The 24,104-nt window shown below is 72.2% G+C and carries 20 protein-coding genes; 11 read left to right on the forward strand and 9 right to left on the reverse strand.

Annotated features, from left to right (window positions below; genetic code table 11):
• Positions 1-216: hypothetical protein (locus AB0I22_RS15795; protein ID WP_363131334.1), on the forward strand; the 216-nt coding region annotated here is incomplete at its 5' end.
• 34 nt (positions 217-250) lie between these two features.
• Here the strand turns inward: AB0I22_RS15795 and AB0I22_RS15800 are convergent.
• The 3 genes from AB0I22_RS15800 to AB0I22_RS15810 form a co-directional block, all read right to left on the reverse strand.
• A complete protein-coding gene (locus AB0I22_RS15800) occupies positions 251-1,969 on the reverse strand; it encodes a carbamoyltransferase N-terminal domain-containing protein (protein WP_363131335.1) in 1,719 nt (572 codons plus the stop codon).
• 105 nt (positions 1,970-2,074) lie between these two features.
• Positions 2,075-3,070, reverse strand: a complete 996-nt coding sequence (locus AB0I22_RS15805) for an NAD-dependent epimerase/dehydratase family protein (RefSeq protein WP_363131336.1) — start codon at positions 3,068-3,070, stop codon at positions 2,075-2,077.
• Between the two features lie 11 nt (positions 3,071-3,081).
• On the reverse strand, positions 3,082-4,224 hold the full coding sequence (locus tag AB0I22_RS15810; RefSeq protein ID WP_363131337.1) for a glycosyltransferase family 4 protein: 1,143 nt from the start codon (positions 4,222-4,224) through the stop codon (positions 3,082-3,084).
• A 582-nt stretch (positions 4,225-4,806) separates the two neighbouring features.
• Between AB0I22_RS15810 and AB0I22_RS15815 the strand changes: the two genes are divergently transcribed.
• Genes AB0I22_RS15815 through AB0I22_RS15825 form a run of 3 tightly spaced genes read left to right on the forward strand, consistent with a single transcriptional unit; the run spans position 4,807 to position 7,823 of the window.
• Positions 4,807-5,841 (forward strand): cupin-like domain-containing protein, encoded by a 1,035-nt coding sequence (locus tag AB0I22_RS15815; protein WP_363131338.1) that lies wholly within the window; start codon positions 4,807-4,809, stop codon positions 5,839-5,841.
• A 57-nt stretch (positions 5,842-5,898) separates the two neighbouring features.
• Positions 5,899-6,723: an SDR family NAD(P)-dependent oxidoreductase gene (locus AB0I22_RS15820; RefSeq protein WP_363131514.1), complete on the forward strand. Its 825-nt coding sequence runs from the start codon at positions 5,899-5,901 to the stop codon at positions 6,721-6,723.
• Positions 6,720-7,823 (forward strand): amidinotransferase, encoded by a 1,104-nt coding sequence (locus AB0I22_RS15825; RefSeq protein ID WP_363131339.1) that lies wholly within the window; start codon positions 6,720-6,722, stop codon positions 7,821-7,823. The genes AB0I22_RS15820 and AB0I22_RS15825 overlap by 4 nt, the downstream gene beginning before the upstream one ends.
• Before the next feature lie 10 nt (positions 7,824-7,833).
• Here the strand turns inward: AB0I22_RS15825 and AB0I22_RS15830 are convergent, their stop codons facing one another.
• Positions 7,834-9,915, reverse strand: coding sequence for a radical SAM protein (locus AB0I22_RS15830; protein WP_363131340.1), 2,082 nt, complete (start codon positions 9,913-9,915; stop codon positions 7,834-7,836).
• 256 nt (positions 9,916-10,171) lie between these two features.
• On the opposite strand from AB0I22_RS15830, the gene AB0I22_RS15835 reads away from it, so the two are divergent.
• From AB0I22_RS15835 to AB0I22_RS15855, 5 genes are read left to right on the forward strand one after another with little or no spacing between them, the layout of a single operon-like run.
• On the forward strand, positions 10,172-11,305 hold the full coding sequence (locus AB0I22_RS15835; protein WP_363131341.1) for an amidohydrolase family protein: 1,134 nt from the start codon (positions 10,172-10,174) through the stop codon (positions 11,303-11,305).
• Positions 11,306-11,316: 11 nt separating this feature from the next.
• Positions 11,317-12,576 (forward strand): hypothetical protein, encoded by a 1,260-nt coding sequence (locus tag AB0I22_RS15840; RefSeq protein WP_363131342.1) that lies wholly within the window; start codon positions 11,317-11,319, stop codon positions 12,574-12,576.
• A gap of 36 nt (positions 12,577-12,612) precedes the next feature.
• On the forward strand, positions 12,613-13,473 hold the full coding sequence (locus tag AB0I22_RS15845; protein ID WP_363131343.1) for a hypothetical protein: 861 nt from the start codon (positions 12,613-12,615) through the stop codon (positions 13,471-13,473).
• Positions 13,474-13,508: 35 nt separating this feature from the next.
• On the forward strand, positions 13,509-14,480 hold the full coding sequence (locus AB0I22_RS15850) for a TauD/TfdA family dioxygenase (RefSeq protein WP_363131344.1): 972 nt from the start codon (positions 13,509-13,511) through the stop codon (positions 14,478-14,480).
• A gap of 35 nt (positions 14,481-14,515) precedes the next feature.
• The gene (locus AB0I22_RS15855) at positions 14,516-15,355 is read left to right on the forward strand and encodes a hypothetical protein (RefSeq protein ID WP_363131345.1); all 840 of its coding nucleotides are present in this window, start codon (positions 14,516-14,518) and stop codon (positions 15,353-15,355) included.
• On the opposite strand, the gene AB0I22_RS15860 is transcribed toward AB0I22_RS15855, so the two are convergent.
• Positions 15,328-16,002 carry a methyltransferase domain-containing protein gene (locus tag AB0I22_RS15860; protein WP_363131346.1) on the reverse strand — a complete coding sequence of 225 codons (675 nt, stop codon included), beginning with the start codon at positions 16,000-16,002 and terminating at the stop codon, positions 15,328-15,330. The two genes, AB0I22_RS15855 and AB0I22_RS15860, sit on opposite strands and share 28 nt — an antisense overlap.
• 202 nt (positions 16,003-16,204) lie before the next feature.
• Between AB0I22_RS15860 and AB0I22_RS15865 the strand changes: the two genes are divergently transcribed.
• Together AB0I22_RS15865 and AB0I22_RS15870 are read left to right on the forward strand one after the other, a co-directional pair.
• Positions 16,205-18,199, forward strand: coding sequence for a Gfo/Idh/MocA family oxidoreductase (locus AB0I22_RS15865; RefSeq protein ID WP_363131347.1), 1,995 nt, complete (start codon positions 16,205-16,207; stop codon positions 18,197-18,199).
• Positions 18,196-18,768: a hypothetical protein gene (locus tag AB0I22_RS15870; RefSeq protein WP_363131348.1), complete on the forward strand. Its 573-nt coding sequence runs from the start codon at positions 18,196-18,198 to the stop codon at positions 18,766-18,768. The genes AB0I22_RS15865 and AB0I22_RS15870 overlap by 4 nt, the downstream gene beginning before the upstream one ends.
• A 105-nt stretch (positions 18,769-18,873) precedes the next feature.
• On the opposite strand, the gene AB0I22_RS15875 is transcribed toward AB0I22_RS15870, so the two are convergent.
• The 4 genes from AB0I22_RS15875 to AB0I22_RS15890 are packed head-to-tail and all read right to left on the reverse strand — an operon-like array spanning position 18,874 to position 23,911.
• Positions 18,874-19,716 carry an enoyl-CoA hydratase/isomerase family protein gene (locus AB0I22_RS15875; RefSeq protein ID WP_363131349.1) on the reverse strand — a complete coding sequence of 281 codons (843 nt, stop codon included), beginning with the start codon at positions 19,714-19,716 and terminating at the stop codon, positions 18,874-18,876.
• Positions 19,713-20,879: a CoA transferase gene (locus AB0I22_RS15880; RefSeq protein ID WP_363131350.1), complete on the reverse strand. Its 1,167-nt coding sequence runs from the start codon at positions 20,877-20,879 to the stop codon at positions 19,713-19,715. Before AB0I22_RS15880 ends, AB0I22_RS15875 begins: the two co-directional genes overlap by 4 nt.
• The gene (locus AB0I22_RS15885) at positions 20,866-22,728 is read right to left on the reverse strand and encodes a class I adenylate-forming enzyme family protein (RefSeq protein WP_363131351.1); all 1,863 of its coding nucleotides are present in this window, start codon (positions 22,726-22,728) and stop codon (positions 20,866-20,868) included. Before AB0I22_RS15885 ends, AB0I22_RS15880 begins: the two co-directional genes overlap by 14 nt.
• Positions 22,715-23,911 (reverse strand): hypothetical protein, encoded by a 1,197-nt coding sequence (locus tag AB0I22_RS15890; protein WP_363131352.1) that lies wholly within the window; start codon positions 23,909-23,911, stop codon positions 22,715-22,717. The genes AB0I22_RS15885 and AB0I22_RS15890 overlap by 14 nt, the downstream gene beginning before the upstream one ends.
• Positions 23,912-24,104: the final 193 nt, after the last annotated feature.

Here is a 24,104-nt window from a genome sequence, read left to right on the forward strand (position 1 = left end):
TGGCTGCCAGCACAGCCCGCTGACTTTCCAACCCGCTCACGCCAGACCAACGAACCACCGAGCGGAAAGCCACGAGTTAAAGATCTGCACGCCCTGGTCCTGGGAGACCGCCCGGTCGGACCGGACGGTTTCGTTTCCGAATCCGTGCGAGGGGAACCGCTCAAGCCCTTCACCGGAACCGGAGAGAGCGGTGACATCGACCCGATACCGGAATAGCGCCGGGACAGGGAGAGGACAGAGCTGCGGGGAGTCAAGATCTGAGCGGCGGCTTCCCGGTCTGCTCCGGGTGGGTGAAAAGGCGGCCGTCCGACCAGATGTACCGGGCGCGGCCCCATGCGGCGGCCGACGCGACGTCCGGGAAGAAGCCGCTTCCGCTGTAGTTGGCGCTGGTGTTGCACAGGACGGGGATGCCGGTCAGTTCCTCGTAGGCGTTGAGAACGCGTGCGATGGCGCTGCCGGACGTGGTGCCGACCGTCTGCAGCCGCGCGGTGCCGTCGAGGTGGATGACCGCCGGTATACGGCTCGCCCACTGCGGACGTACCCGGTGGTCGAAGAGCATGAACGGGTCGTCGCAGCCGGGGTCGAACACCTCACGCGCCCGGTGCGCGAGGCAGACCGGCGCGACGGGGCGGTACGCGGCCCGGTCCTTCACCGTGTTGAGCAGGTCTTTGGTCCCCTCGTCGGTGGCGGGGGCGATGATGCTGCGGTTTCCCAGCGCCCGCGGCCCGAGCTCCGCCCTGCCGGAGAGGACGACGACGGGTGACCCGTCCGTGTACAGCAGCGCGGCCAGTTGGCGTTCGTCGCAAGCCCGTACCCGCCACCCCTCCCGCAAGATTCCGTCCTGGGCGAGGCGCGGACCGCTGTGGACGTTCCAGTCGAGGCCGACGGAGCGGTAATCGGTGCTGTGCACCATTTCGCAGCAGGCGGTGCCGAGGGCGGCGCCGGAGTCGTTGGGAAACGGCGGTACCCAGATCTCCTTGAAGAGCCCGGCGGACCGGATCGCCGAGTTCCATTTGATGTTGAGAGCACAGCCGCCGGCCATCACCAGCCGCGGATACCGGCCCTTGTACCTGCCTCGCACCACGGTGGTGAGGGCGGATACGAGAGCGCGGCCGAGATATTCCTGGAAGGTCGCGATGAGGTCGGCGTCCGACATGCCCGGGAAGAGGTGCCCGCGCTTGGCGGCCAGCTCTCGGCCCAGGTCGCGTCTGTTGTCCGTGGCCGCTTCGGACATTCCGCCGAGGAGGGCGTCGAAAGCCGGGAACACGTCCTGCTCGACCTTGCCCAGTGCCGTGTAGGCCATCGCCTTGCCGGGGATGGAGCGGTATGTCTGATCGGCGTCGGCGTCGTCCCGCGAGGCATCCGCGCGAAACGGCCCGAAGTGCGAGGAGAAGAGCGCGAACAGCCTTCCGCGGAACGGCAAAAGGCGGGCCACGGGCCTGACGGACCGCTGTCGCGGCGCGATCTCGTACAGCCTGGCCGTTATGCCGCCGTCCCACACCAGGGCGAGGGCGTCGTGGCCCCGCACGGCGAAGGGGCTGGAGCAGTAGGCGCCGAGCAGGTGGTTCGCCACGTGATGGTAGCTGGCGTATCCGGGAGCCCTCTTGCTGAAGTCGTGTGCCGTGAAGGTGTAGCGGTGCAAGGGGTCGCTCGCGAGAGAGCCGTCCGCATAGGGCGCTACGGGCAGGACGATCGGTTCTCCGTCCTTGGACGTGGATACGGTCCAGGGCTGCTCCTTCGACGTCCTCCAGCCGTCCACGACGAAGCGGTCGATGTCCTCGGGCTCCATCCCCTCGGACCTGAGGATTTCCGAAACCCGACGGAGGTCCCCCAGTGGGCTGTAGCGGGGAGCGTTGCCGATCTTCTCTGCCTCGATACTGAATACCAGGCGGTTTCCGTCGATTACCGCGATACCGCCGTCATGCGAAACCTTGACACCGCAGATCAGCATCGTCATTCCCTTTCTCATGGCATGCGATGCGCCTGACGCGGACTGGGAGCGTCCGCGATGAGGGCCTGTCGGTGATGCCGGGCGGGAGAGCGGCCCGGTCTTCGCCGGCCGGCTCGTTCGTACTCACTCCCGCCGCCCTCCCCCGATGCCGGTGCCCGGCGTCCGGATGCCGGTGTTCAGCGCGCCGTTCGGCCGTTCCGCGTCCTCCCGTGCGGCGTGCTCGGCCATCGCCGCCAGTCCGTCCTCCAGCCGGGTACGAGGCCGGAAGGCGAACTCGCGGGCGGCGACGGTGATGTCGGCGCCGGTGTGCCGGGCGTCGCCGGGCGGGGCGGGCCGGCGGTCGAGGGCGACCGGTCCGGCGATCCGCTCGACGGCGGCGATCGCCTGCCGCATGGACACCGGCCTGCCGCCGCCGAGGTTGGCGATCCCGGTGAAGCGGGAACAGGCGGCGTCCCGCATGGCCGCGACGACATCCCGTACATAGGTGAAGTCGCGGGTCTGCCCGCCGTCGCCGTAGAGGGGGAAGCGGGGGCCGCCGGACGCGGCGGCGAACAGGCGGGCGAAGGCCATGTCGGGGCGCTGGCGCGGGCCGTAGACGCTGAACAGCCGCAGGGACGCCGTGGGCAGGCCGTATGTCGTGCGGTACAGCTCGCACAGCTGCTCGGCGGCGAGTTTGGTCACTCCGTACGGTGACACCGGACGCGGGCAGGCGGTCTCCGGGGTCGGGAAGCTGTGGGCGTCGCCGTAGACCGACGAGCTGGAGGCGTGGACGAACTTGCGGAGCGGATGGTCGCGCACGGCCTCCAGCAGGCGCTGGGTGGCCAGTACGTTGCGGCTGGTGTAGAGCGCGAACTCCCGCCCCCAGGACGGCCGTACGCCGGGCTGCCCGGCCAGGTGGTAGACGACTTCCACGCCGTCGAGCAGGGCGTCGAGCGGCGGGTCCAGCACATCGACGGGGTGGAAGGAGAAGGCCGGGCAGCGGAGCGCCTCGGCCAGGTTGCGGCGTTTGCGCAGCGGGTCGTAGAACTCGGTGAGCGCGTCGATGCCGATGACGGTGTCTCCGGCGGCGAGCAGTTGGGCGCACAGGTGCGAGCCGATGAAGCCTGCCGCGCCGGTCACGACGGCCCGCATCAGCCGCCCCCGCGCACGGGTGCGCTGTCCGGCCGGGGCAGGACGCGGTCCACGCGGGCCCGCCAGGTGTAGTCCCTGCGCAGTCGCCGTTCGGCCTCCCGCCCCAGGGCCGCTCGCGCCTCGGGGTCGTCGGCCAGCCGCTTGACGGCCGCCGTCCAGGCCGCGACGTCGTCGGGCGGGCAGAGCACGCAGTTGGCGCCGTCCGTCAGGACCTCCCTGAGCACCGGCAGGTCGGAGGCGACGATCGCCTTGCCGTACGACATGTACTCGAACAGTTTCATCGGCGAGACCCAGCGGCTGATGTCCCCTGCGCCGCCGGCGCAGGCGACGCGCCGCTGGTACGGGGCGAGTACGACGTCGAACGCGCGGTAGTAGGGGTGCAGCCGGGACGGCGGGTGGTGGCCGTGGAAGTGCGCGTTGGACGGGTGGGGCCGGCTCCGCCAGTGGGCCAGGTCCTCGTCCGTGCCGCCGACGAGGTGGAAGTCGGCGTCGGGCAGGGAGGCGGCCAGCGCGAGGATGACGTCGATGCCCCGGCCCGGATAGAGGTGTCCGACGTACCCCACCTTCAGGGTGTGCGGCCGGCCCGGCAGCGTCGCCGTCGGCCCGGCGGCCGGCGGGAGATCGGCGCAGTCGGAGGCGGTCACCAGCTCGGGCCCTCGGGGCCGGCGCAGCCGGGGGACGGTGCGGCGGTAGTCCTCGGCGAGCGCCTCGGTGACGGTGACCACGCGGCGCAGGCCCCGCTGTCGCAGCAGCAGTCGTTCCACGATGCGCTGGTCCCTGCCGGGCCGGAGCAGGTGGGTTTCGTAGACGAGCGGCGCGAGGCCGGTCGAGGCGAGCAGCGCGTACAGGTCCCTGCCGTAGAGGAGGTCGACGGCGCCGGAGCGGTGTACGGCCCGGCGGACCCGCCAGGCCCGGAGCCAGCGGCCGAGCACCGGTATCCGGGGAGTGCCGAAGGTGTGCACCGGGAAGCGGTTGCGGGTTCCGTAGTACGCGTGGACGTCGTCGGCCGGGATGGTTCCTGTCGCCGCGAAGAGGGTGACGTGATGGCCCGCGTCCGCGAAGGCGTCGCACATGCGCATCACATGGACTCCGTTGGCGAAGACCGAGGGGATTTCGCAGGCGTGCAGATAGGCGATCCGCATGGGGTCTCACCTCGGCCGTTCGTACTCGGGGAAGTCCTGGGTCGCCCGCTCGGTCTCCTCGTGCTCCATGACGGACCTTCTCTCCCGCACCGGCAGTCCGTCCCCATGGCTACCCACGCGGCCATTCCCACAGCGTCCGCCCGGCCGTGCCCGACGGCATCCGGACAGCGCGGACCGGTGGGTTGCCGGTGCCGTGCGGCGGCGCCGCCGGGCCTGTGCGGGGAAAAGGGCCGTTCCGTCCGCGCCTGCCGGCGACCGAGTGGCGGATGCCGCTCCTGTGGCGCCCGCGACTCCCCGCGCGCGCACTGCCCCGGCCGCGCCGCCCCGAGGGAAACCGTCTCAATTCCGGTGGCCTGGAAGGCCGTTCTTCTACGGAGGCAGCACCGCGAACGAACACCGCTGCCTTCACCGCGGCACCGCGGATCGCCCCGGCGGCACGGTCGCAGAAGCGCCTGGTCCCACGCCATCCGATCACATCCCGTGCCAGGGCCGGAGCGCCGCTGGCCGGAAGTCGGCGCTCCTGTGGGGTGCGCGGCCCGGAGGGCTAGGCAAGTGGCAGGCAAGCACGGACAGTGAGTTGGCATGAGCCGAGTCGAACGATCCGGAGCACTGCGGTTCGGAAAGCGGCCGGAGTCGCCGGAGGAGGCGGCGAACCCGACGGACACGATGGCGTTACGGCTGCTGGACGCGGGGCTGACGGTACGTCGGGTACCGCGGGCCGCCGCGTCCGACCTCGGCGCACTGCGCCGCACCGTCGACCGTCGCTCCGGACCACTGCTCTGTACCGGCCTCCTCGACTCATGGCCCGCCCGCACCGCTTGGACTCCGAAATCCCTGGCGAAGCGTCATGGCGCGCAGCGCGTAACGGCGTTGATGGATCTCCCGAGCACCGGTGTTCTCTTTCCGCAGGACCAGCGGCGCTACGAGTGCGAGTTGGGCTTCGCCGAGTTCGTCGAGCGGATGGTCTCCGCCGAGCCCTCCGCTCCCTGCTATGTGGCGTACCAGCGGGCTCATGAGATCTTCGATACGGCCGACTGCGACTTCGCCTCCCTGCTCCCGCCCGACGGCCGTCCCACCGATACCCGGGTGTGGATCGGCTCCGCCGGGACGCGTTCGATGCTGCACTCGGACCTGAAGGACAATTTCTTCTGCCAGCTCTGGGGCGAGAAGAGCGTGACCCTGGTGGACTGGCGGGACAGCAGGGCCGCTTACCCCTTTCCCGGCAACCTGGTGAACAGCCAGGTGGACCTCGCCGCTCCCGACATGTGCCGCTTCCCCCGGCTGGCGGGCGCGGTCCTGTACCACGTGCGCATGGGCCCCGGCGATCTGCTCTACATCCCGCGCGGCTGGTGGCACGACATCCGGGCGGAGACCCCGTCCGTCTCGGTCAACCACTGGTTCGGACGGCCGCTCGGCCTCGCGCGGTACCTGGCGCTGCTCGGCATCCTCGGACCGGTGTACTGGAAGGCGACCGCCCGCGACTTCTTCGTCCACGGAGTGCTGCGCCGTGCGGAGCCGACCCGCTTCTTCTTCAGCCCCCCGTCCACCGGCAAGCGGCTCTACGACGCGCTGCGCTCCGGCGACTTCTCCCGCGGGAACGACCCCAGCGCGCCCTGACCCGCCACGGCGTCCCCGCGTCGCGGAGGACCCCACCGACTCAGGAGACCAGGCTTGGTGGAGAGAGCTGAGCAACGATCGCGACGGGTGCTGGTCACCGGCGGCGCCTCGGGAATCGGCGCCGCCACCGCGCGGCGCTTCGTACGGGACGGGGCGCGGGTGGCCGTTCTGGACTGCGACGGGGACGCGCTGGCGCGGTTCGCGCGGGACGTCCCCGGAGCGGGGTTGCTGCTGCACGCGGACGTCGGGGAGGAAGCGTCCCTCGTATCCGCGTTCGCCGAGATGGACGCCGCCTGGGGCGGACTGGACGTGGTCTGCAGCAACGCCGGGATCAGCGTCCGGCGGTCATTCCTGGAGACGTCGCTCGCGGAGTGGGAGCGGACGCTGCGGGTGAACCTCACCGGGACCTTCCTGGTGGCCCGCGAGGCGGGGCGCCGGATGGCGCCGGACGGAGGTGTCATCATCAACACCGCGTCGGTGAGCGGCATGGTGGGCATGCCCGACTACGTCGCGTACAACGTGAGCAAGGCCGGGGTGATCGAGCTCACCAGGACCCTGGCCCTGGAACTGGCGCCGGCGGTCCGGGTCAACGCGGTCTGTCCGGGCTATGTGCTCACCCCCATGCAGCGGGCCGAGTACACCGCAGCTCAACTGGCCGAGCAGGCGGACGCGTTGCCGCTGAGGCGGCTCGGCTCCCCGGAGGAGATCGCCGCCCTGGCGGCCTATCTGGCCTCCCCGGACGCAGCGTTCGTCACGGGGCAGACGTTCGTGATCGACGGGGGCGAGACGGCCGGCGGGCTGGCCAGCGCCGTCCGGCCGCGCGACGAATCCGATGGACACAGGGCCACGTCAGCGGTACCGCGCCGAAGCGGGGGAAAATGACGAACGATCCGAGGCGCCCGGAGGAGCAGGAGCAGGCCCTGCCGGGGGCGGTCAGCTCGTACACCGAATGGGACCCGTTGCGGGAGGTGGTGGTGGGGAGCCTACTGGGCGGGGTCTTTCCCGACTGGCAGGAATCGATGGCGCACGTCGTGCCCGAAGCGGCCCAGCCGGTCTTCCGGGAGTTCGGCGGGTCCCCGCTGCCGGCCGATCTCCTCAAGGCGGCCGAGGAGGAGCTGGAGGGGCTGGTCGAGGTACTGGAGGACCACGGGGTCACGGTGGTCCGGCCGGATGCCGTCGAGCACCAGGCGCCGTTCCGGACTCCGCACTGGAGCTCCGAGGGCGGCCTCTACGCGGGGATGCCCAGGGATCTGCTGATGGTCGTCGGCGACGCCATCATCGAGGCCCCGATGTCCTGGCGCTGCCGCCACCACGAGGTGGACGCCTTCCGTTCGCTGATCAAGTCGTACTTCCGGCGCGGCGCCCGCTGGCTGCCGGCTCCGCGCCCGCAGCTGACCGGTGAGCTGTACCGCACCGGGGGCGGGGCGGGCGACTGGGCGGTGACCGAGTTCGAGCCAGTCTTCGACGCCGCCGATTTCCTGCGTTTCGGCCGCGATCTCGTGGTCCAGCGCAGCCATGTCACCAATGAGTTCGGCATCGACTGGGTGCGGCGGGCCCTCGGCCCGGAGTTCGGGGTGACGGTCGTCGACACCGACGATCCGCACGCGATGCACATCGACGCCACCATGGCGCCGCTGGCGCCGGGCAAGCTCCTGGTCCACCCTCAGCGCTACGTCCACCACGAGCTCTTCGACGGCTGGGAGATCCTGCCCGCCCCGGCGCCGACGCTGCCGCGGGACTGGCCGATGTACTTCTGCAGTCCATGGGTGAACATCAACGTGCTCTCCCTGGACCCGGAGACCGTGGTGGTCGAGCGCCAGGAACAGCCGCTCATCGACGCGCTGACGGACTGGGGCTTCCGCTGCGTGCCGGTGGACTTCCGGCACGTCTACACCTTCGGCGGGTCCTTCCACTGCGTCACGCTGGACACCGTGCGCGAGGGCGGGCCCGCTCGGTACCTGTCCCGGCCCGGCGACCGGTGACGCGGGGCTCTCAGGCGGAGAACAGGATCCGCGTGTAGTCCGGCCGCAGCCGGACGTCGTTGTCGTACAGGCAGTACTCCACGGCCAGCAGGGGCAGCGCCGGGTCGCGGGGGCCCGCTGCCGCGCGCGCCGCGTCGCGCACGTCCTCGACGGCGGCGAAGCGGGCGGCGAGCCCGGCGCAGACGTCGTAGGCCGTCCGGGAGGTGCGGTCGTCCCAGTAGCCGGGCAGGCCGATGGCCGCGAAGACCGCGTCGGTGCGCTCCGGCTCGGTGCCGACGACGAGCTCGACGAGGGCACGGGCGAGGGGGCCGGTGCGCTCCTCTGCCGGGGTGCCCTCCTCCTCTGGGGCGCCCCCCTCCGCTGGAACGCTCCCCTCCCCCAGGCCGCTTCCCTTCGCCGGAACGCTCCCCTCCCCCAGTACGCCTTCCCGCAGCCGCTTGAACAGTTCCGCGCCGCCGTCCGCCGCGATGGCGGCGCGGGCGGCGGCCGCCGCCCGGTCCTCGCCGGGCGGGCCCGGCGCGCGGCGCAGCCGCTCGCACCACGCGGCCAGGCGTTCCTCGTCGGTGTGGCGGGCGAGGAACGCCGGCCAGTCGAGGCGGGAGCGGTGGGCGCGGGAGAGGAAGGTCTTCTCCACGTAGGCGAAGAACTCGTCCACCGCCCGGGCGCTGCCGAGGACCTCGACCAGCGCGGCCGGGTAGCTGAAGGTGGGGTGCACCAGGTCGACCTCGTCCAGGAGCCCGTCCGGGCCGACGGAGTACGCCGCGGCCCCGGTGTCGGCGAGCAGCCCGTCGCCCAGGTCGAAGACCCGGGTGGCGCGGGTGATGAGCGAGTCGTCGAAGCGCTCGCCCAGCCGCAGTTCGCTGACGGTGCGCAGGGTGGCCGCGACCGCTTCCGGGGTGGCGTAGGTGTTCCCGAGGAACATGTCCAGCCGCCGGGCCGGTATGGGCAGCCCGTGCGCACGGCGGAACGCCTCGTCCTCTTCCAGCCAGTCGACCTGGGCCCGCACCGCGTGCCGGGCCCGGTAGGGGACGCGTGTCTGTTTGAGGTTCCCGTCGTCGTAGGAGGCGAACTGGTTCCAGCTGGGCTCGAAGCGCGACTCCAGCAGCGCCCGGATCTCGGCGCGCTCCAGCGGGGGGTTGGGCAGCAGATAGCAGGTCCAGCCGACGGGCTGGGTACGGCCGTGGTTCAGCCGCCGTATCCGCGCGGCCATCTCGAACAGCAGCCCGTTGCTGCCGACGTTGATCTCCGAGCAGACCAGCCACACGCGGGAGACGCCCCGGTCGGCGAGGAAGGCGATGTCGGCCGTCACCACGTCGAGGTCGCGGACGTGGTGGCGCCGGCCCTTGACCATCGGCTCGGTGCAGAAGTAGCAGCGGTACGGGCAGCCGCGCTGCACTTCCACGGGTACGTGGACGTCCGCGTCCGGTCCGGTGACGCGCCCCGGTCCGTAGAAGTCCAGCAGGTCGCGGAGGATGGCGTCGGTGTACTCGGGGTGGCCGGCGGGCGGCAGGAAGACCCGGGGGTTGAGGGTGTAGCCGTCGCCCGTGCGGTGGGCGAGGTTGGCGATCCGCTCCGGGTGGCGGTGCGCCAGCACGTCGTCCAGGTGCTCCAGCACCTCGTCCGGTTCGCCGGTGACCCCGAAGTCGGGCTGGAGCCGCTCCAGCAGGTCCGGCGTGCGGGTGGTGAAGCCGAAGCCGCCCATCATTATCGGACAGTCCGTCAACTCACGTAAAATACCTACGAGTTGCTGGGTATCGTGAAACGGCCAGTAACTGTTCCTGCGCACCTGCGGGGCGCCCGGCAGGTCGTGGTCGGCGTAGTTCCAGATGAAGATGGAGTCCAGCTGGCGCAGATGGATGCCGATGAGCCGGGGGCCGGTGCGCTCCAGGGTTTCGCGCAGCGTCGCGCGCCACGACTCCTTGGGGGTGTGCAGCAGGTCGAGGCGGGCGGTCGAGAGGCCGTGGCGGGCGGCCATCGCCGAGACCTGCACGAAGGCGTACGGATAGATGGGCAGCGCCGGGTAGTTGGAGGCGCTCAGGAGGAGGATGTCCGCGCCCTGTCGCGCTCGGGCGGTCGTACGGTCGACCGGCATGCGGCGAATGGTGGCACACGCCGGTTCGCCGCACCACCGGCCCGCTACGCCGGGTGACCGAATCGGCGCCTCTGGTCGTACGCGCCCTTGACTGGCCTGGTGCGGGCCCAAGAATGGGAGAACGTACCGCCGCCGGCCGTCCCGGACTCCTCGGGCGGCCGTCCGAGTACGCGCCTCACCCCGTTCCGCCATCGCCGCAGGCCACGGTTGCCGGTGTGCGCCGCGACGGCCCTTACTCATGGGGAGGAGTTGGCCTGTGACCGCGCCCGTGCTGTCAGCGGACTCCCATGTCGTCGAACCCGTGCGGCTGTGGACCGAGGGGCTGGAGCGCCGGCACCGCGACCGCGCGCCCCGCGTCTCCTGGGACTCCGAGCGACATGGCTGGTACTTCACCTGCGACAATCTGATGCCCGCCCTGGTCAACACCCTCTACGCCACCGACACCACGCCCGCGGACTTCGCGGACGGGGCGGAGGCCGTCGTCGAGGCGGCCCGCGCCGGGGGCGGCGATCCGGCCGCACGGCTGAAGGACATGGCCCTGGACGGGGTCGCCGGGGAGGTGCTGTATCCCAGCCTCGCCCTGCACCTCTTCTGGCTCGCGGACGGCGACTTCCAGCGCGCCTGCTTCCGGGCCTACAACGACTGGCTCGCCGACTACGCCCGGTACGCGCCGGAGCGGCTGGCCGGCCTCGGGCTGATCTCGCTCTGGGACACCGGGGAGGCCGTCCGGGAGCTGCGCCGCTGCCACGGCCTCGGCCTCAGGGGCGCCGCCGTCTGGGCCTCCGCCCCCGCCGAGCGGGACTTCGCGGGGGCCGCCAACGACCCCTTCTGGCGGGCGGCCGAGGAGCTGGGCATGCCCGTCTCCATGCACTGCCTCACCGGTTACCGGGACAGCCCCCGGCTCTTCGACTACGCGACGCCGATGGGCCGCGTCCAGCGCAACATGGCCTATCCGGAGGAGATCCAGCACACGCTGACCGATCTGATCTTCTCCGGCGTCCTCCAGCGCTTCCCCGGCCTCCACATCGTCCTGGCCGAGAACGACATCGGCTGGGTCGCCTACCACCTGCTGCACGCCGACCGGATCCACGACAAGCTCGGCCCGGCGCTGCGCAGCGATCTCGCGTTGGCGCCGAGCGACTACTTCCGCCGCCAGGTCCACGCCACCTTCACCGACGACGAGGTGGGCGTGCTGGCCCTGCGCCGGCTGGGCGCCGGGAACTTCCTGTGGGGCAGCGACTACCCGCACTACGAGAGCAGTTGGCCGCACTCCAGGGAGGTGCTGGACCGCTGCCTGGCCGACGTCGGCGCGGCGGACCGGGAGCGGGTGACCGCGGGCAACTGCGCGCGCCTGTACCGATTCGATCTCGCGGCACTGGCGGCCGAGTGAAGGAGACCCGCATGGCGGAGCAGGCCGCGCACCGCTGGTACCGCTTCATCGACGACGACATCGAGCGCAGGACCCGGGCGGGCGTCGGCTTCACCAACCTGATCTCCAGCCGCCCCTACCCGCTGGACCGCGAGACCCTGCGGGGGTTCACCGACCGCAATGCGCTGATCCGCGAGTTCCAGCGGATCACCCGCGACGTCTTCCTGGCCAGTCTGCGCGGCGAGGCCGACCCGGCTGTCGCGGAGACCGTACTGGCCGGGCAGCCGCCGGAGCGGGGCCGGGAGTTCCACCTGAAACTGACGGAACGTCACCTCGCGTTGCCGCTCTACTTCCGTACCGACGAGCCCGCCCCCGGGGCGATCGCGGAGGTGCAGTGCCCGGCCTCCGGCTGGGAGATCGCGGACCAGGTGCACGCCCTCTACCGGGCCTTCCCGGAGGACTTCGGCGGGGCGCGGCGGAGCTTCCGCCCGCTCATCGACGACCTCTCGGCATCGCTGCGCGCCCGGTTCGGCGACGGCCTCGTCGTCCACCACCTGACCGGCAACGCCTCCCGGCCGCACGGTGTCCACTACACCGTGCAGCGGCTGCGCGAGTCCGGCATCCGGCACTTCGCCTGGGATGACGTCCACTGGAAGGAGTGCGGATTCGTCCGTGCCCACGAGTTCTACGACCTCCGGTACAACGGGTTCTTCGACCAGTGGATGGAGGCGTGCGAACAGGGCGAGCTCTTCTTCGACCATCCGCCCACGCCGCTCTACGACGCCAAGGTGACGATGGCCTGGCCGTTCTGGGCGAAGGCCCGGGAGTACTACCCCGACGAGATCCGCGGCATCTTCCCGCACACCGAGATCATCACGCCCGAGGGCTTCCACCTGCCCGACGGCACCTGGATCACCCTGGACGAGTACTGCCGGCTGGGCCAGGGCAGGCGCCGCTACTACGTGAAGTTCGGCAGCCACCATCCGACGCTCAACTGGGGCAGCCGTGCCGTCTACCACGCGGGCAGCTTCTCCGGTCCGGCGCTGCGCGCGCTCTTCGACCGCGTCCGCGCCGACACCGCGGCGGGCCATCTCTGGATCGCCCAGGACGCCCGCCTGCTGGCGGAGCCCGCCGTCGCGGTGTCCCGGAGCGGCGAGGACATGAAGTTCGACGGCTACACCAAGCTCAGCGCCTTCTACACCCCCGAGGGCCTGGCCGGTGTGCTGGCCATGCAGGAGCGCGCCCAGAAGGTGCACGGCTCGCCGCAGACCGTGGTGAGCGTCTCCTACTGACACACCTCGACCTCCGACCGAGGGAGAACCGCGGCCATGACCGAACCGCGTTCCGCCGACCCGCTGGCCGGGTGTCGGCGAGGCCCCGAGTACTTCCGCTTCCTGGAACGGGACGGCGCGGACTGGGACGCGTGGTGGGACGTACTGCGCGGCCGCGTCGCCGGCGCCATCTTCCGCGGAGCACTGACGCCGGACGTCTGCGCGAGCATCTGCCGCAACTTCTGGAACAGCCCCCTGCTCGCCAGCCCGGCACGCGCCGTCCGCAGCGCCGACCGCGTCGTCGGCCCGGTCCTCGTCTCCGCCGCCAGCCTCGACGCCTACCTCGACGACTGCGAGCGCACCCGGCCGGAAATCGCCGCGATCAGCGACGTCCCGGGCCGGTCCCTGCCCGCCCTCCTCGACGACTGCCGCGCCCACCTGGCGAAGCGGGACGTCGAGCTGCGCCTGGCCGAGCACGGCGGACGGCAGGCAGCTCCCTACAAGCTCCGGTCGCGCGCCGACAGCGAGTCCTTCGGCCTGCGACCGCACGACGACACCCCGCACGGCTGGCCGACACCGCGGCTGGCCGACTTCGAGGCGCTACGCATCAAGCGCGTATGCAACGCGCTCGCCTGCTTCGAGAACGGCGCCGGAGGCGAACTCGTCTACTGGAACGCCGCGCCCGGCCCCGAAGAGCGCCGGACGCTGGGAATGCCCCCCGGCAACTACGGCTACCCGCTGGAGGCCCTGACCGGCCTGGAGAAGATCACCCTGGAGATCCGCCCCGGGGACGTCTACGTCTTCGACGGCGGTCATGTGCACGCCGTAGCTCCAAGTGGGGAGCGGGACGTGCGCCGCACCACGGCCGTGTGGATGACCGGCCCGCTCGACGACCGGACCGTACTGCAGTGGGCCTGACGGAACACGCCGGCCGCCGAGAGGGGAAGAACCGCATGGCGGGAGCGACGGAGCACGCCACCGGGATCGACGTACGGCAGGTCGCGGGCCGCATCGGCGCCGAGATCGCGGACGTGGACCTCTCCGCGCCGGTACCCGACGCGGTGCTGGCCGGGATTCGCACGGCGCTGCTCCGGCACAAGGTGATCTTCTTCCGCGGCCAGCGGCTCGGCCACGCCGAGCACATCGCGTTCGGGCGGCGCTTCGGGCCGCTGACCCGGCGTCCGGGCCGCAAGCACGGCGTGCACCCCGAGGGGTACCCGCAGGTGCTGACCGTCGACCCGGACGCGGCGGACACCCGGTACGGCCGCCGGTTCGAGGAACGGCTGCGGCCCAAGGCGCTGCGCCACGACTCGGGCTGGCACGTGGACCTGGCCGCCGCCGTCAATCCGCCGGCCCTCTCCGTCCTCCGGGCGGAGCGGGTCCCCGAGTACGGCGGCGACACCCAGTGGACCAACCTGGTCGCGGCGTACCAGGGTCTCTCCGGGCCGCTGCGGGAACTGGCCGGCGGGCTGCGCGCGGAACACACCCTCTACGCCGCCTGCGAGCTGCTGCTCTCCGACCCGGAGGACATAGAGGTCATCCGGGGGCTCACCGAGGACACCCTGCTCTCCGTGCACCCCGTGGTGCGCGTCCACCCCGAGACCGGCGAGAGGGCGCTCTTCGCGCCGCCCGCCTCGGTGACCCGGCTGCTCGGGCTGCTGCCCTGGGAGAGCCGCCACCTGCTGGAGCTGCTCTACGAGCACATCGGGCGCCCCGAGTACACCGTCCGCTGGCGCTGGGCGGCCGGCGACGTCGCCGTCTGGGACAACCGCGCGGTCGCCCACCTCCAGCCCGCCGACCTGGACCACACCGACTGCCGCCGCACCCTGTACCGGGTGACCGTCCTGGGCGATCACCCGGTCGGGCCGGACGGTTTCACCTCCGAGGCCGTCCGCGGCGAGCCGCTCACCGCCTGCGCCGACTGACCCGACACTCCTGGACGAGAAGGGGGCGATACGCCATGCCCGGCAAACGCGGCGTGTACTTCGTGGCCAACGACCGTGTGGTGGAGCTGGTCGCCGTGTTCCTCAACAGCTTCCGCCGCACCAACCCCGACATCCCGCTCCGGCTGATCCCCTTCGACAGCGAGTACGGGCGGATCGCCGCGCTGGGCGACCGGTACGGGTTCACGGTGTGGGAGGACGTACCGCTGCTGGCACGGTGCGACGAGGTCGGCCTCTCCTTCCATGAGCGCCGGAGAGGACATTTCAGGAAACTCGCGGCGTGGGAGGGGGAGTTCGACGAATTCCTCTACATCGACAGCGACACCGCCGTCCTGCGGAACATCGACTTCGTCTTCGACTATCTCGTGGACTACGACTTCGTCACCGCCACGTCCAACCTTCCGGGCCGCGCCTGGAAGGAAACCATCAGGCAGTCCGGGAAACTGACAGTGGAGCAGTACGAATACGCGGCCAACACCGGATTCGTGACCTCCCGGAAAGGCGCGCTGACGCAGGCCGGAATCACGGCCTCGCTGCCCGCGGCCCGCGAGCTCAGGCCGCACATGAAACTCGGCTATGAACAGCCGTTCCTGAACTACCTCATCGTCACTTCGGGCCTCCCCTACACCAGCCTGCACCACCTGCGCACCACCACCGGCGACCAGGCCATCCCCGCCGAGGTCTTCGCCTGGACGCCCGGCGTCCGGGCGAGGGACGGCGGAATCGTGCATCCCGCCGTCCCCCCGGCCCTGATGGTCCACTGGACCGAGCCCGTCAAACCGACCCAGGCGGACCCGGCGGAGATCCCCCTCTACGACCTGTGGTGCCACTACCGGGACTTGCACGCCCTCACGTAGAGGGACTGCGCGTCGTCGTGGCGCGGCGGGAACTCGGGGTGCGCGGCGAGCAGGCCGGCCTCCTCGATCCGCTCGACGGAACCGAATCCGGCCTGGTCGAGAGCCCAGGCCAGCAGTTCGAGATCGAAGAGGTTGCGATGCCTGCCGCGCGCCTGGAACAGGTCGTTGATGAACTGCTGGACGGGGGCGCCGCCGAGGGAGTAGTCCGGCCAGCGGCGGCAGCGGTCCTCCACCAGCGCCTGTCCCCGGTCCGCGGCGTAGCCGGCGCAGACCTTGGCCAGATCGGGGCAGGAGAGCCAGAGCACGGCGTCGTCCGCGCAGACCCGGTGCAGCTCCCGGAACAGCGGGATCAACTGCCCGCGCAGTTCCAGGTGTTCCACGACGTGCTGCATCACCACGGCCGTTACCGAACCGTCCGGGAACGGCAGCCGGGCGGCCGCCAGATCGATGTCGCATTCCGAGCCGGCGACATCACAGTTGGACCAGCCGGGAACGCGCCGGTCGCCGCAGCCCAAATGGATTCTGCGGGATTCCGGGAGCCCTCCCGCCCGCCGCATTCGGCGGCGCTGCCTGAACCGGGCGAGGAGCCGGGAGAAATCATGCTCGACGAGTGCGATGGTGCGGGGATCGAAATCCAGCTTTCGCAATGTCCAAGCTATCACGCGCATTACCATGCCCGAACAGCGATGTCCGGTCAACCACGCCTGCGCAGCGCGGTATTCGGACATCCTTTCCGCGATCGGGGCGCCTGCCCGCTAATCGAGATCGAGGCGCTTGCCCGCCAGAAATCCGGCCACTGCTGCGGACCCCGCGATTACCGGCGACTGCGCATTCCCCATGGAGGCACGCATGCGACAGGTGGTCCTACCCGGTCCCGGCCGGTGCGAGATCGTCGATCAGGACGAACCGCGAGGCGGGCCCGGACACGTCACGGTCGATGTCGGCGTGAGCGTGCTGTCGCCCGGCACCGAACGCGCGATCCTGCTGGACCAGCCGACCGCCGGCTCCCGCTTCCCGGAGTTCCCCGGCTACATGGCCGCCGGCACGGTGCGCGGCGGCCCCGGTTTCCCGCCGGGCGCCCGGGTCGCGGTGCGCCGGGCACGCCACGCAGACGTGGCCGTCGTGCCCGCCCGCTACGTGCGCGCCGTACCCGATCGCGTCCCGCCGGCCGACGCCGCGATCTGGCAGCTCGCCCTCACCGCCCTGCACGGCCTCGAAACCGGAGGCCAGGTCGCGGGCGAAGGGGTGACGGTGATCGGCCAGGGCCTGCTCGGCGTCATCACCCGCCGCCTCGCCGCGGCCCTCGGCGCACCACGGGTGCGGGCGGTCGCCGCGACCGCCGCCAGAACGTGGACCTGCCGAACGGAACCCTCCACCGTGTTCGGGAAGCCCGGACCGCCCGATGGAGGCGCATCGCTCGTCGTGGACGCCACCGGCAGCGGCCCCGGCCTGGCCGTCGCCATCGACTCGGCCGCGGAGGGCGGCCGGGTGGTGCTCCTCGGCTCGCCGCGGACCGAGCAGGCCGACGTCCCCCTCCAGCGGCTCCACGACCGCCGGCTCGACCTGCGCGGCGCCCACGTCTCCCAGCTGGCCGAGAAGGACGAGGAGCGGCTCGGCGACCTCTTCTTCTCCTTGCTGGAACAGCGCCGCTTCACCGTCAGGGACGTCCTGGCCGACTATCCGGCGCACAAGGCCCCGGAGGTCTACCGGCGGCTGGCGGACGATCGCGCCTTCGTCAGCGCCGCGCTGCACTGGGACGCCCCGCGCCCCGCCCCGGGCCGGCACGCCCTCGCCGTACGGCCGCTGCGCTTCGCCCTGCTCGGCTGCGGCGACATCGGCATCGAGGACGCCAAGGCGCTCGCCGCCGCGGACGAGGCCGAGCTGACGGCCTGTCACGACCCCGTCGGGGAGCTGGCCGAGGAGACCGCCGCCCGGTTCGGGGGACGGCGGGAGCCGTCCGTACGGGCCCTGCTGGCGCGCCCCGACGTCGACGTGGTCGTCATCGCCACCCCGCACGACACCCACGAGCCGCTGCTCGCGGAGGCGCTGGCGGCGGGCAAGCACGTCCTGCTGGAGAAGCCTGTCGCCCAGGACCTGGCCGCGGCGCGGCGGATGACCGAACTCGCGCAGTCCGGCCCGCGGCGCACCGGCGTCCTCTTCCCCACCCGCACCGACCCGAGGTTCCGCCGGGCCCGCGCGGCCATCGCGGCGGGAGAGATCGGCGAACCGCTCGGCGCCGCCACGACGTACTTCACCGACAAGCCCGCGGCGTACTTCCACGGCGGCATCAGCGGCCGCGCCTCCTCCACCTGGCGCCTGTCCGAGGACCGCGCGGGCGGCGGCTTCCTGATCATGAACCTCATCCACCAGATCGACGCGGTACGGGCGCTCCTCGGCCGGGAACCCGATCGCGTCTACGCCGAGACCGCGCCCTCGACGACCGTCGCGGCCCCCGGAATCGAGGACGTGGTCAGCATCGTCCTGCGATTCGGCGCCGCCATCGCCACCCTCACCGGCAGCGCCAGCGTGGCCGGCGGCCGGGGCATGCGGACACATATCTGGGGCGAGAAGGGCGGAATACAGCTGACACCGGACTACCGCCTCACCCTCCGTGGGACGCCCGGCCCGGCGGAGAGCCCCCCGGCCGGGCCGCCGCCGACCGCGATCGACCTGCGCACCTGGGCGTTCACCCGCTTCGCGCGGGCGGTCCACGACGGTACGCCGGTGGACGTGAGCCTCGCCGACGGGCTGCGCACCCAGGCGGTCGTGGCAGCCGCCTACGCCTCCGCGCGACTCGGCCGCGCCGTCTCCCCCGCCCGCCTCCTCGAAGGCGGTGCGCCGTGAGCGACTGGCGGCGCGTCACATGCGCTCCCGACAGCGGCTCGGCGGCCACGGACCTGGTGTGGTTCGCCGACGACCCGGCAGCCACCGAAACGTGGGCATACGGATACCCGGCGCCGGACGCCGACGAGCGCGCCGCACGCGACTGGGCCACCACCGCCCAGGCCGCCGCGGAAGCCGTCGGCGACGAGAACGTCCAGGTGGAGGGGGACGGCGTACTCGCCCACCTCGTCCGGCTGGCCCTCACCGAGACGATCACCGGCTCCGGCCCGCGGCCGGACGCCGTCCTGGAGACGACCGGCACCACCGCCGGCATCGGCGGAGCACTGGCCGCCGTCCGCCCCGGCGGCCGCGTCCTCCTCGCCGCCCGCCCCCTGGACCCGACGACGCCCCTTCCCGCTTACCGCGCCATCCACCTGCCGGGCGTCCGCGTCCTGCCCGTCCCCTGGCGCGACGGCGTCGGCGACGCGCCCGAACACCTCGTGGCGTGCGCCTTGCGCTGCACCCCCTGGATGAACCACCGCCGGGCCGGCGGATGCCGCCCCCGACCACCGGAAAGCCGCCGAGGATAGCCCGCGCCTACGAGACCCGGCCGCCGCCACCGGACCGTACGAACGCCGGGCCCATACGGACGCGGGGCCCGTACGGTGCAGGACCGCGGGTGACGGAACGTACGGTCAGGCCCCCGTGAACCGGGGTGTGCGCTTGTCGAGGAAGGCGCTGATGCCCTCCTGCCCGTCGGCGGTGCCGAAGAGCCCGCCGAGCGCCGCCTGTTCCGCCGAGAGCGCCGCGTCGAGCCCCTGGGCCACCCCGCCGTCGATGACGCGCTTGGCCTCACGGACCGCGAGCGGCGCCTTCGTCGCGAGGAGCACGGCGAAGGCGAGGGCGCGCTCCATCAGCGCCTCCGGCTCGGCGACCTCGGTCACCAGGCCCTGCCGGACGGCCTCGTCGGGGCGGACGCTGCGGCCGGTCATCACCAGTTCCTTGGTGAAGCGGGTCCCGGCGGCCCTGGCCAGCCGCTGCGTGCCTCCGCCGCCCGGGATGAGGCCGAGCGTGACCTCGGGCAGGGCGAACCTGGCGCGGGTGGAGGCGAGAATGAAGTCGCAGCAGAGCGCGACCTCGAACCCGCCCCCGAAGGCATATCCGTTCACGGCGGCGACGCTGGGCTGCGGCAGGCGTTCGAGGGAGTCGAAGACCTGGCGCGACGTCCGCTGGTACTCCAGGAACGCGTCGGCGCCGACCCCGGAGTACTCCCCCACGTCGGCGCCCGCGATGAAGCCGCGGCCGGTGCCGGTGAGGACGACCGCGCGGACCTCCCGGTCCTGCCGGACGCGGACGATCTGCTCTCCGAGCGCCGCGACGAGCGCGCCGGACAGCGCGCCGAGCTTCTCCTCCCGGTCGATCCTCAGGACGCGCACGACGCCGCTGCCGTCGACGGCGTGGTCCTGGACCGCGAGATGCGGGTGCGGCCGGTCGGTCTCGCCCGCCACGACGGCCGGTTGCTCCTGGCGCGCGGTCACCGGTCCTCACCCACCAGGGCGGTCAGGCTCGCTCCGTCGAGGACCTCGCCGAGGACGGCCGCCGTGTGCTCACCGGTCCGCGGCGGCGCGAGGCGCTGCCGCCACGGCGTCGCGCTGAGCGAGATGGGGCAGCCCACCAGCTCGATCGGCGTCCCCGCCGGACCGTCGAGGGTGACCAGCAGGTCGGAGCCCTCGTCCCGCAGCTCGTCCACCGCCTCCTTGGTGGTACGCACCCGCGCCGCCCAAATGCCCTTCGGGAGCAGCACGTCGAGCCAGTGCTGGACCGTGTCCGTACGGGTGATGTCCTCCAACGCCCGCTTGGCCTCGTCCCGTTCGGCCCAGGCGTCGAAATCGGCGAGGGCGGCGACTCCCACGGCGTCGGCGACCGTTGCGAGCGGCGCCATCGCCACGGCCAGCCACCCGTCGCCCGCCTCGTACACCCCGAACGGCGCCGACAGCCACGCCTGGCCGATGCCGGAGTCGGACCGCCGGTACTCCGTTCCCTGGTTGACGAAGGTCGAGATCTCCTGGCACTGCATCGCGATGGCGGTCGAGTACAGATCCACCTCCACCCGCTGGCCGATGCCGTGGGTGTTGCGGGCGATGATGGCGGCCAGGATGCCGTTGGAGAGGGTGAGCGCGGTCGCGTGGTCCACGATGGCCGTACCGGCGGGGGTCGGCGGATCGGTGGCGCGGCCCGTCGAGGCCGCGAGCCCGGACATCGACTGGATGAGGAGGTCCTGGCCGGGCCTGCCCTCCCTGGCGAACGGGGTGTCCTGCCCCCAGCCGGAGCCCGAGCAGTAGATGATGTCGTCCCGCACGGCCTTGAAGTCGTCGTAGCCGAGCCCGAGCCGGTCCATCACGCCGGGGCGGAAGTTCTCGACGACGACGTCGCACGTCGCCCCCAGCCTCAGCAGCGCTTCCTTGGCCTGCGGGTCCTTGAGGTCGAGCGCCACCGAGCGCTTGTTGCGGTTCATCGCGAGGAACGCCGCCGACTCCCCGTCGACGTACTCGCCCATCATGGCGAGGTCGCGTTCCCACTCGCCCTCGGGGCGTTCCACCTTGATCACGTCGGCGCCGAGGTCGGCGAGAACCTGGGTGGCGAACGGGCCCAGCATCATCTGCGTGAAGTCGAGGACGCGGATGGCGTCAAGCGCTTGCATCGTCTTGTTGTTCCTCTCGGTCGGAGCGGCTGGATCGGCCGGAGCGGTCGGGTCGGTCGGAGCGGCTGGACTGATCGCATCGGTCAGATGGGTCGGAGTGGCCGGAGTGGCCGGACTGATCGCGTTGGTCGGAGCGGCCGGACAGTCTTCGCCGCAGCGTCTTCCGGTCGGTCTTGCCCGCGGCGTTCCGCGGGATCTCGGGTACGGCGTGCACGGCGACGGGCTTCTTGTAGCCGGCCAGGGCGGCCGCGCAGGCGTGCGCGATACCGGCGAGGATCTCTTCGCCGGGGGCGCCGGTCGTCGGGCCGTTGTCGAGTACGACCGCCGCGGTGACGCCCTCGCCCCATACCGGGTGAGGCATGCCCACGACGGCCACCTCATGGATGCCGTCGACCGTGGAGACGACGCGCTCGACCTCGGCGGGGTGGACGTTGAACCCCCCGGTCACGATCATCTCGCTGGAACGGCCCCGAAGACGTACGTAGCCGTCGGCGTCGATCTCCCCCAGGTCGCCGGTACGGAACCACCCGTCGGTGAACGCGGCCGCGGTCAGCTCCGGACGGTTCCAGTACCCGTCCATCACGGTGTCGCCGCGCACCACGACCTCCCCGTCCACAAGCCGCAGCTCGACACCGGCGACGGCCCGCCCCGCCGACGCGAGACGGCCCGGAACCCCGGAGGCGTGGTCGGCGGGTGTCAGCACCGTGAGCGGCGCCAGCGCCTCGGCCAGCCCGTAGAACTGGGTGAGGACTCCGGGGAAGATCCGTTCCGCCCGTTCGAGCGATGCGACACCGAGGGGTGAACCGCCGTACGGGACGGCCCTGATGCCCCGTGGCGGGGGTACCGGTGCAGGTCCCTCGGCGGCGCGCGCCACGCGGTCGAGCATGATCGGCGCCAACGGGAGGACCGTCACGCCGAACGCGTCGACGGCCTCCAGGACCGCGCGCGGATCGAAGTGCGGCATCGTCACCGTGGCGGCACCGCTCACGGCGCAGTCGAGGCCGATCGACCCGCCGAAGTGGCTCATGGGAGCCACGGCCAGGACGACGTCCCCGGGACCGATCACGGGCAGTTCGCGCAGCGCCCGGGTGGTCTGCGCCACCCAGGTCGCGTGGGTGACGACGACCCCCTTGGGGCGGCCCGTCGTCCCCGAGCTGTACATCAGCATCGCGATGTCGGAGGGGGCCGGCGGGGGCCACGCGGTGTGCTCCGGTGGCGGGACGGCCGCAGCCGACGCGGCCAACGAGCCGGGAGAGAGAGGCGCTTCGGCTGCGGTCGCCCGGGAGAGGTTCGCCCGGGCCGCGATTGCCCGGCCGGCGGGGGCCATTGGGTCGGAGCAGGCCGTCACGCGTGCCGAAGACCCGACCGCGGCGAGGACCGCGCGGATGTCGGCCTCCGCCTCCGGGCGGCAGCAGACCACCCGGGCGTCGCAGTCGGCGGCGATGTCGGCGATCTCGCGTGCGTGCAGCCGCGGGGAGAGCGCCACCCTCACGAGCCCGGACCCGAGCACGGCCCGGTCGAGGACGCGGAGGATCACGCTGTTCGGCAGCGCGAGCACGATCCGGTCACCGGCGACGGCGCCCTGGGCGGCCAGCCGGGACACCGCCGCTTCGGCCAGAGCGGCGACTTCCGCGAACGTCAGCCAGCCGGATTCCCGCCCGGTCGCCGCCCCTGGCCCGGCCGCCGGCCCCGTCCCCATCACTGGCGCCCGCCCCGGCTCCGTCTCCGCCCCCGGCTCCGTCGAGCGCAGCGCCGGGCGGTCTCCGTACGCGGCTTCGACCCGCACGAACTGCTCGGCGACGGTGCGGGGGCGGCACGGGCCGCCCGGACGGGGGTCAGACGCGGACATGCTTGCGCCACAGCTGTGCCAATTCGGTCGCGAGCGCCCGCGGCCGTACGCCGTCGACCACACCGCTGTGCAGCGCGTGCGCCGCCGCGCGCTGGTAGTCCGGGTAGCCGGGGAGCCGTGGCCGCAGGAAGGAGCGGTCCATCGTGGCGAGCGTGTCGCGGTAGAAATGCGTGACCTCGGCGTCGACCCGCTCGTCCACCCACACGGAGCGGCGGCCCGCCTGCCCTCCGGCCTCGTGCGCGTGACCGGCCTGGATCTCCGCCGTCGTCGCGAACCGCACGAAGGCGGCGGCGTCCCGCCCCGCGTCCGAGCGGGCCGAGACGGCGAGCCCCACCCCGCCCGTCAGCGTGCCGACGGGGTCGTCGCCGATGCGCGGAGCGTCGCCGAACGCCACGAGCGCGTCGCGCGCGCCGGGCCGGGCGTAGGTGACGTAGCCGAACACCAGCGGGCAGTAGAGGGCCGGGGCGCCGGAGTCGGCGAGGCGTTCGAGGACGGTGATCGGGTCGCTGGCAAGTGATGCGGGCGCGCAGAGCGACAGCAGGCGGCCCGCCCGCTCGATGCCCTCCTCCAGGAGCGCGGGATCGATCCCGGCATCCCCCCACCACGCCGGGCGGCCGTCGGCGCTCCGGCGCCAGCCCTCACGCGGACCGACGGCGGTGTTCGCAACGGCCTCGCACAGAGAGAGCACGGTGCCCCAGAGATGGGTCGGGTTGGCCGCCAGCAGCACCGACTCCCGCCCGTGCCGCCGCGCGAACCCGCCGACGTCCTCCCATCGGACCGGTATCTCCTCACGGGTGACGGCACAGGCGCGGTGGGCGCCGACCATGCACGCGGCGTCCACGGCGCCGCCCCACTGGTGTCCCTTCCAGCGGTAGCTGGAGTCGCTCGCACCGGCTGAGTCCTCGGCGCGTTCAGCCAGTTCCGCGGGGAGGAACACGGTGTCCAGCGGCAGCAGGGCGCCCGCCTCCACCGCGTCGCCGATGAACGGGTGGTCGAGCGCCACGAGGTCGTACTCCGCCGCCAGTTCGGCCACCGGCGTGTCCTCGAACTCCCGGAGCGAGCGGACGGCCCAGTCGATCCCGATGCCCGTCCTGCGCTCGTACTCGTCGCCGCTGGCACGGAGTGCGTCGATGCCGCGCGGGTGGTCCCAGGTAATTCCTTGAAGGCGGCTCGCGTTCCGCATCAAGACCTCCTCGTCCGGCTCGTCGGGCGCCACGCACCGAGCTCGGCAGTACGTTGCGACACCAGGTTGGTAAAACGTCTTACCAGACTAGCCTCTCTCCCGGGAACTGGGCAAAGGCGGGTTCCGGTCAGCGGCTCGCGGGGCGGTGGGGCGCGCGTCGGTGGAGCGCGCCGGCCGGACGCGCGATGGCCGG

The sequence above is a fragment of the Streptomyces sp. NPDC050610 genome, assembly GCF_040654875.1.
Lineage (GTDB): Bacteria > Actinomycetota > Actinomycetes > Streptomycetales > Streptomycetaceae > Streptomyces.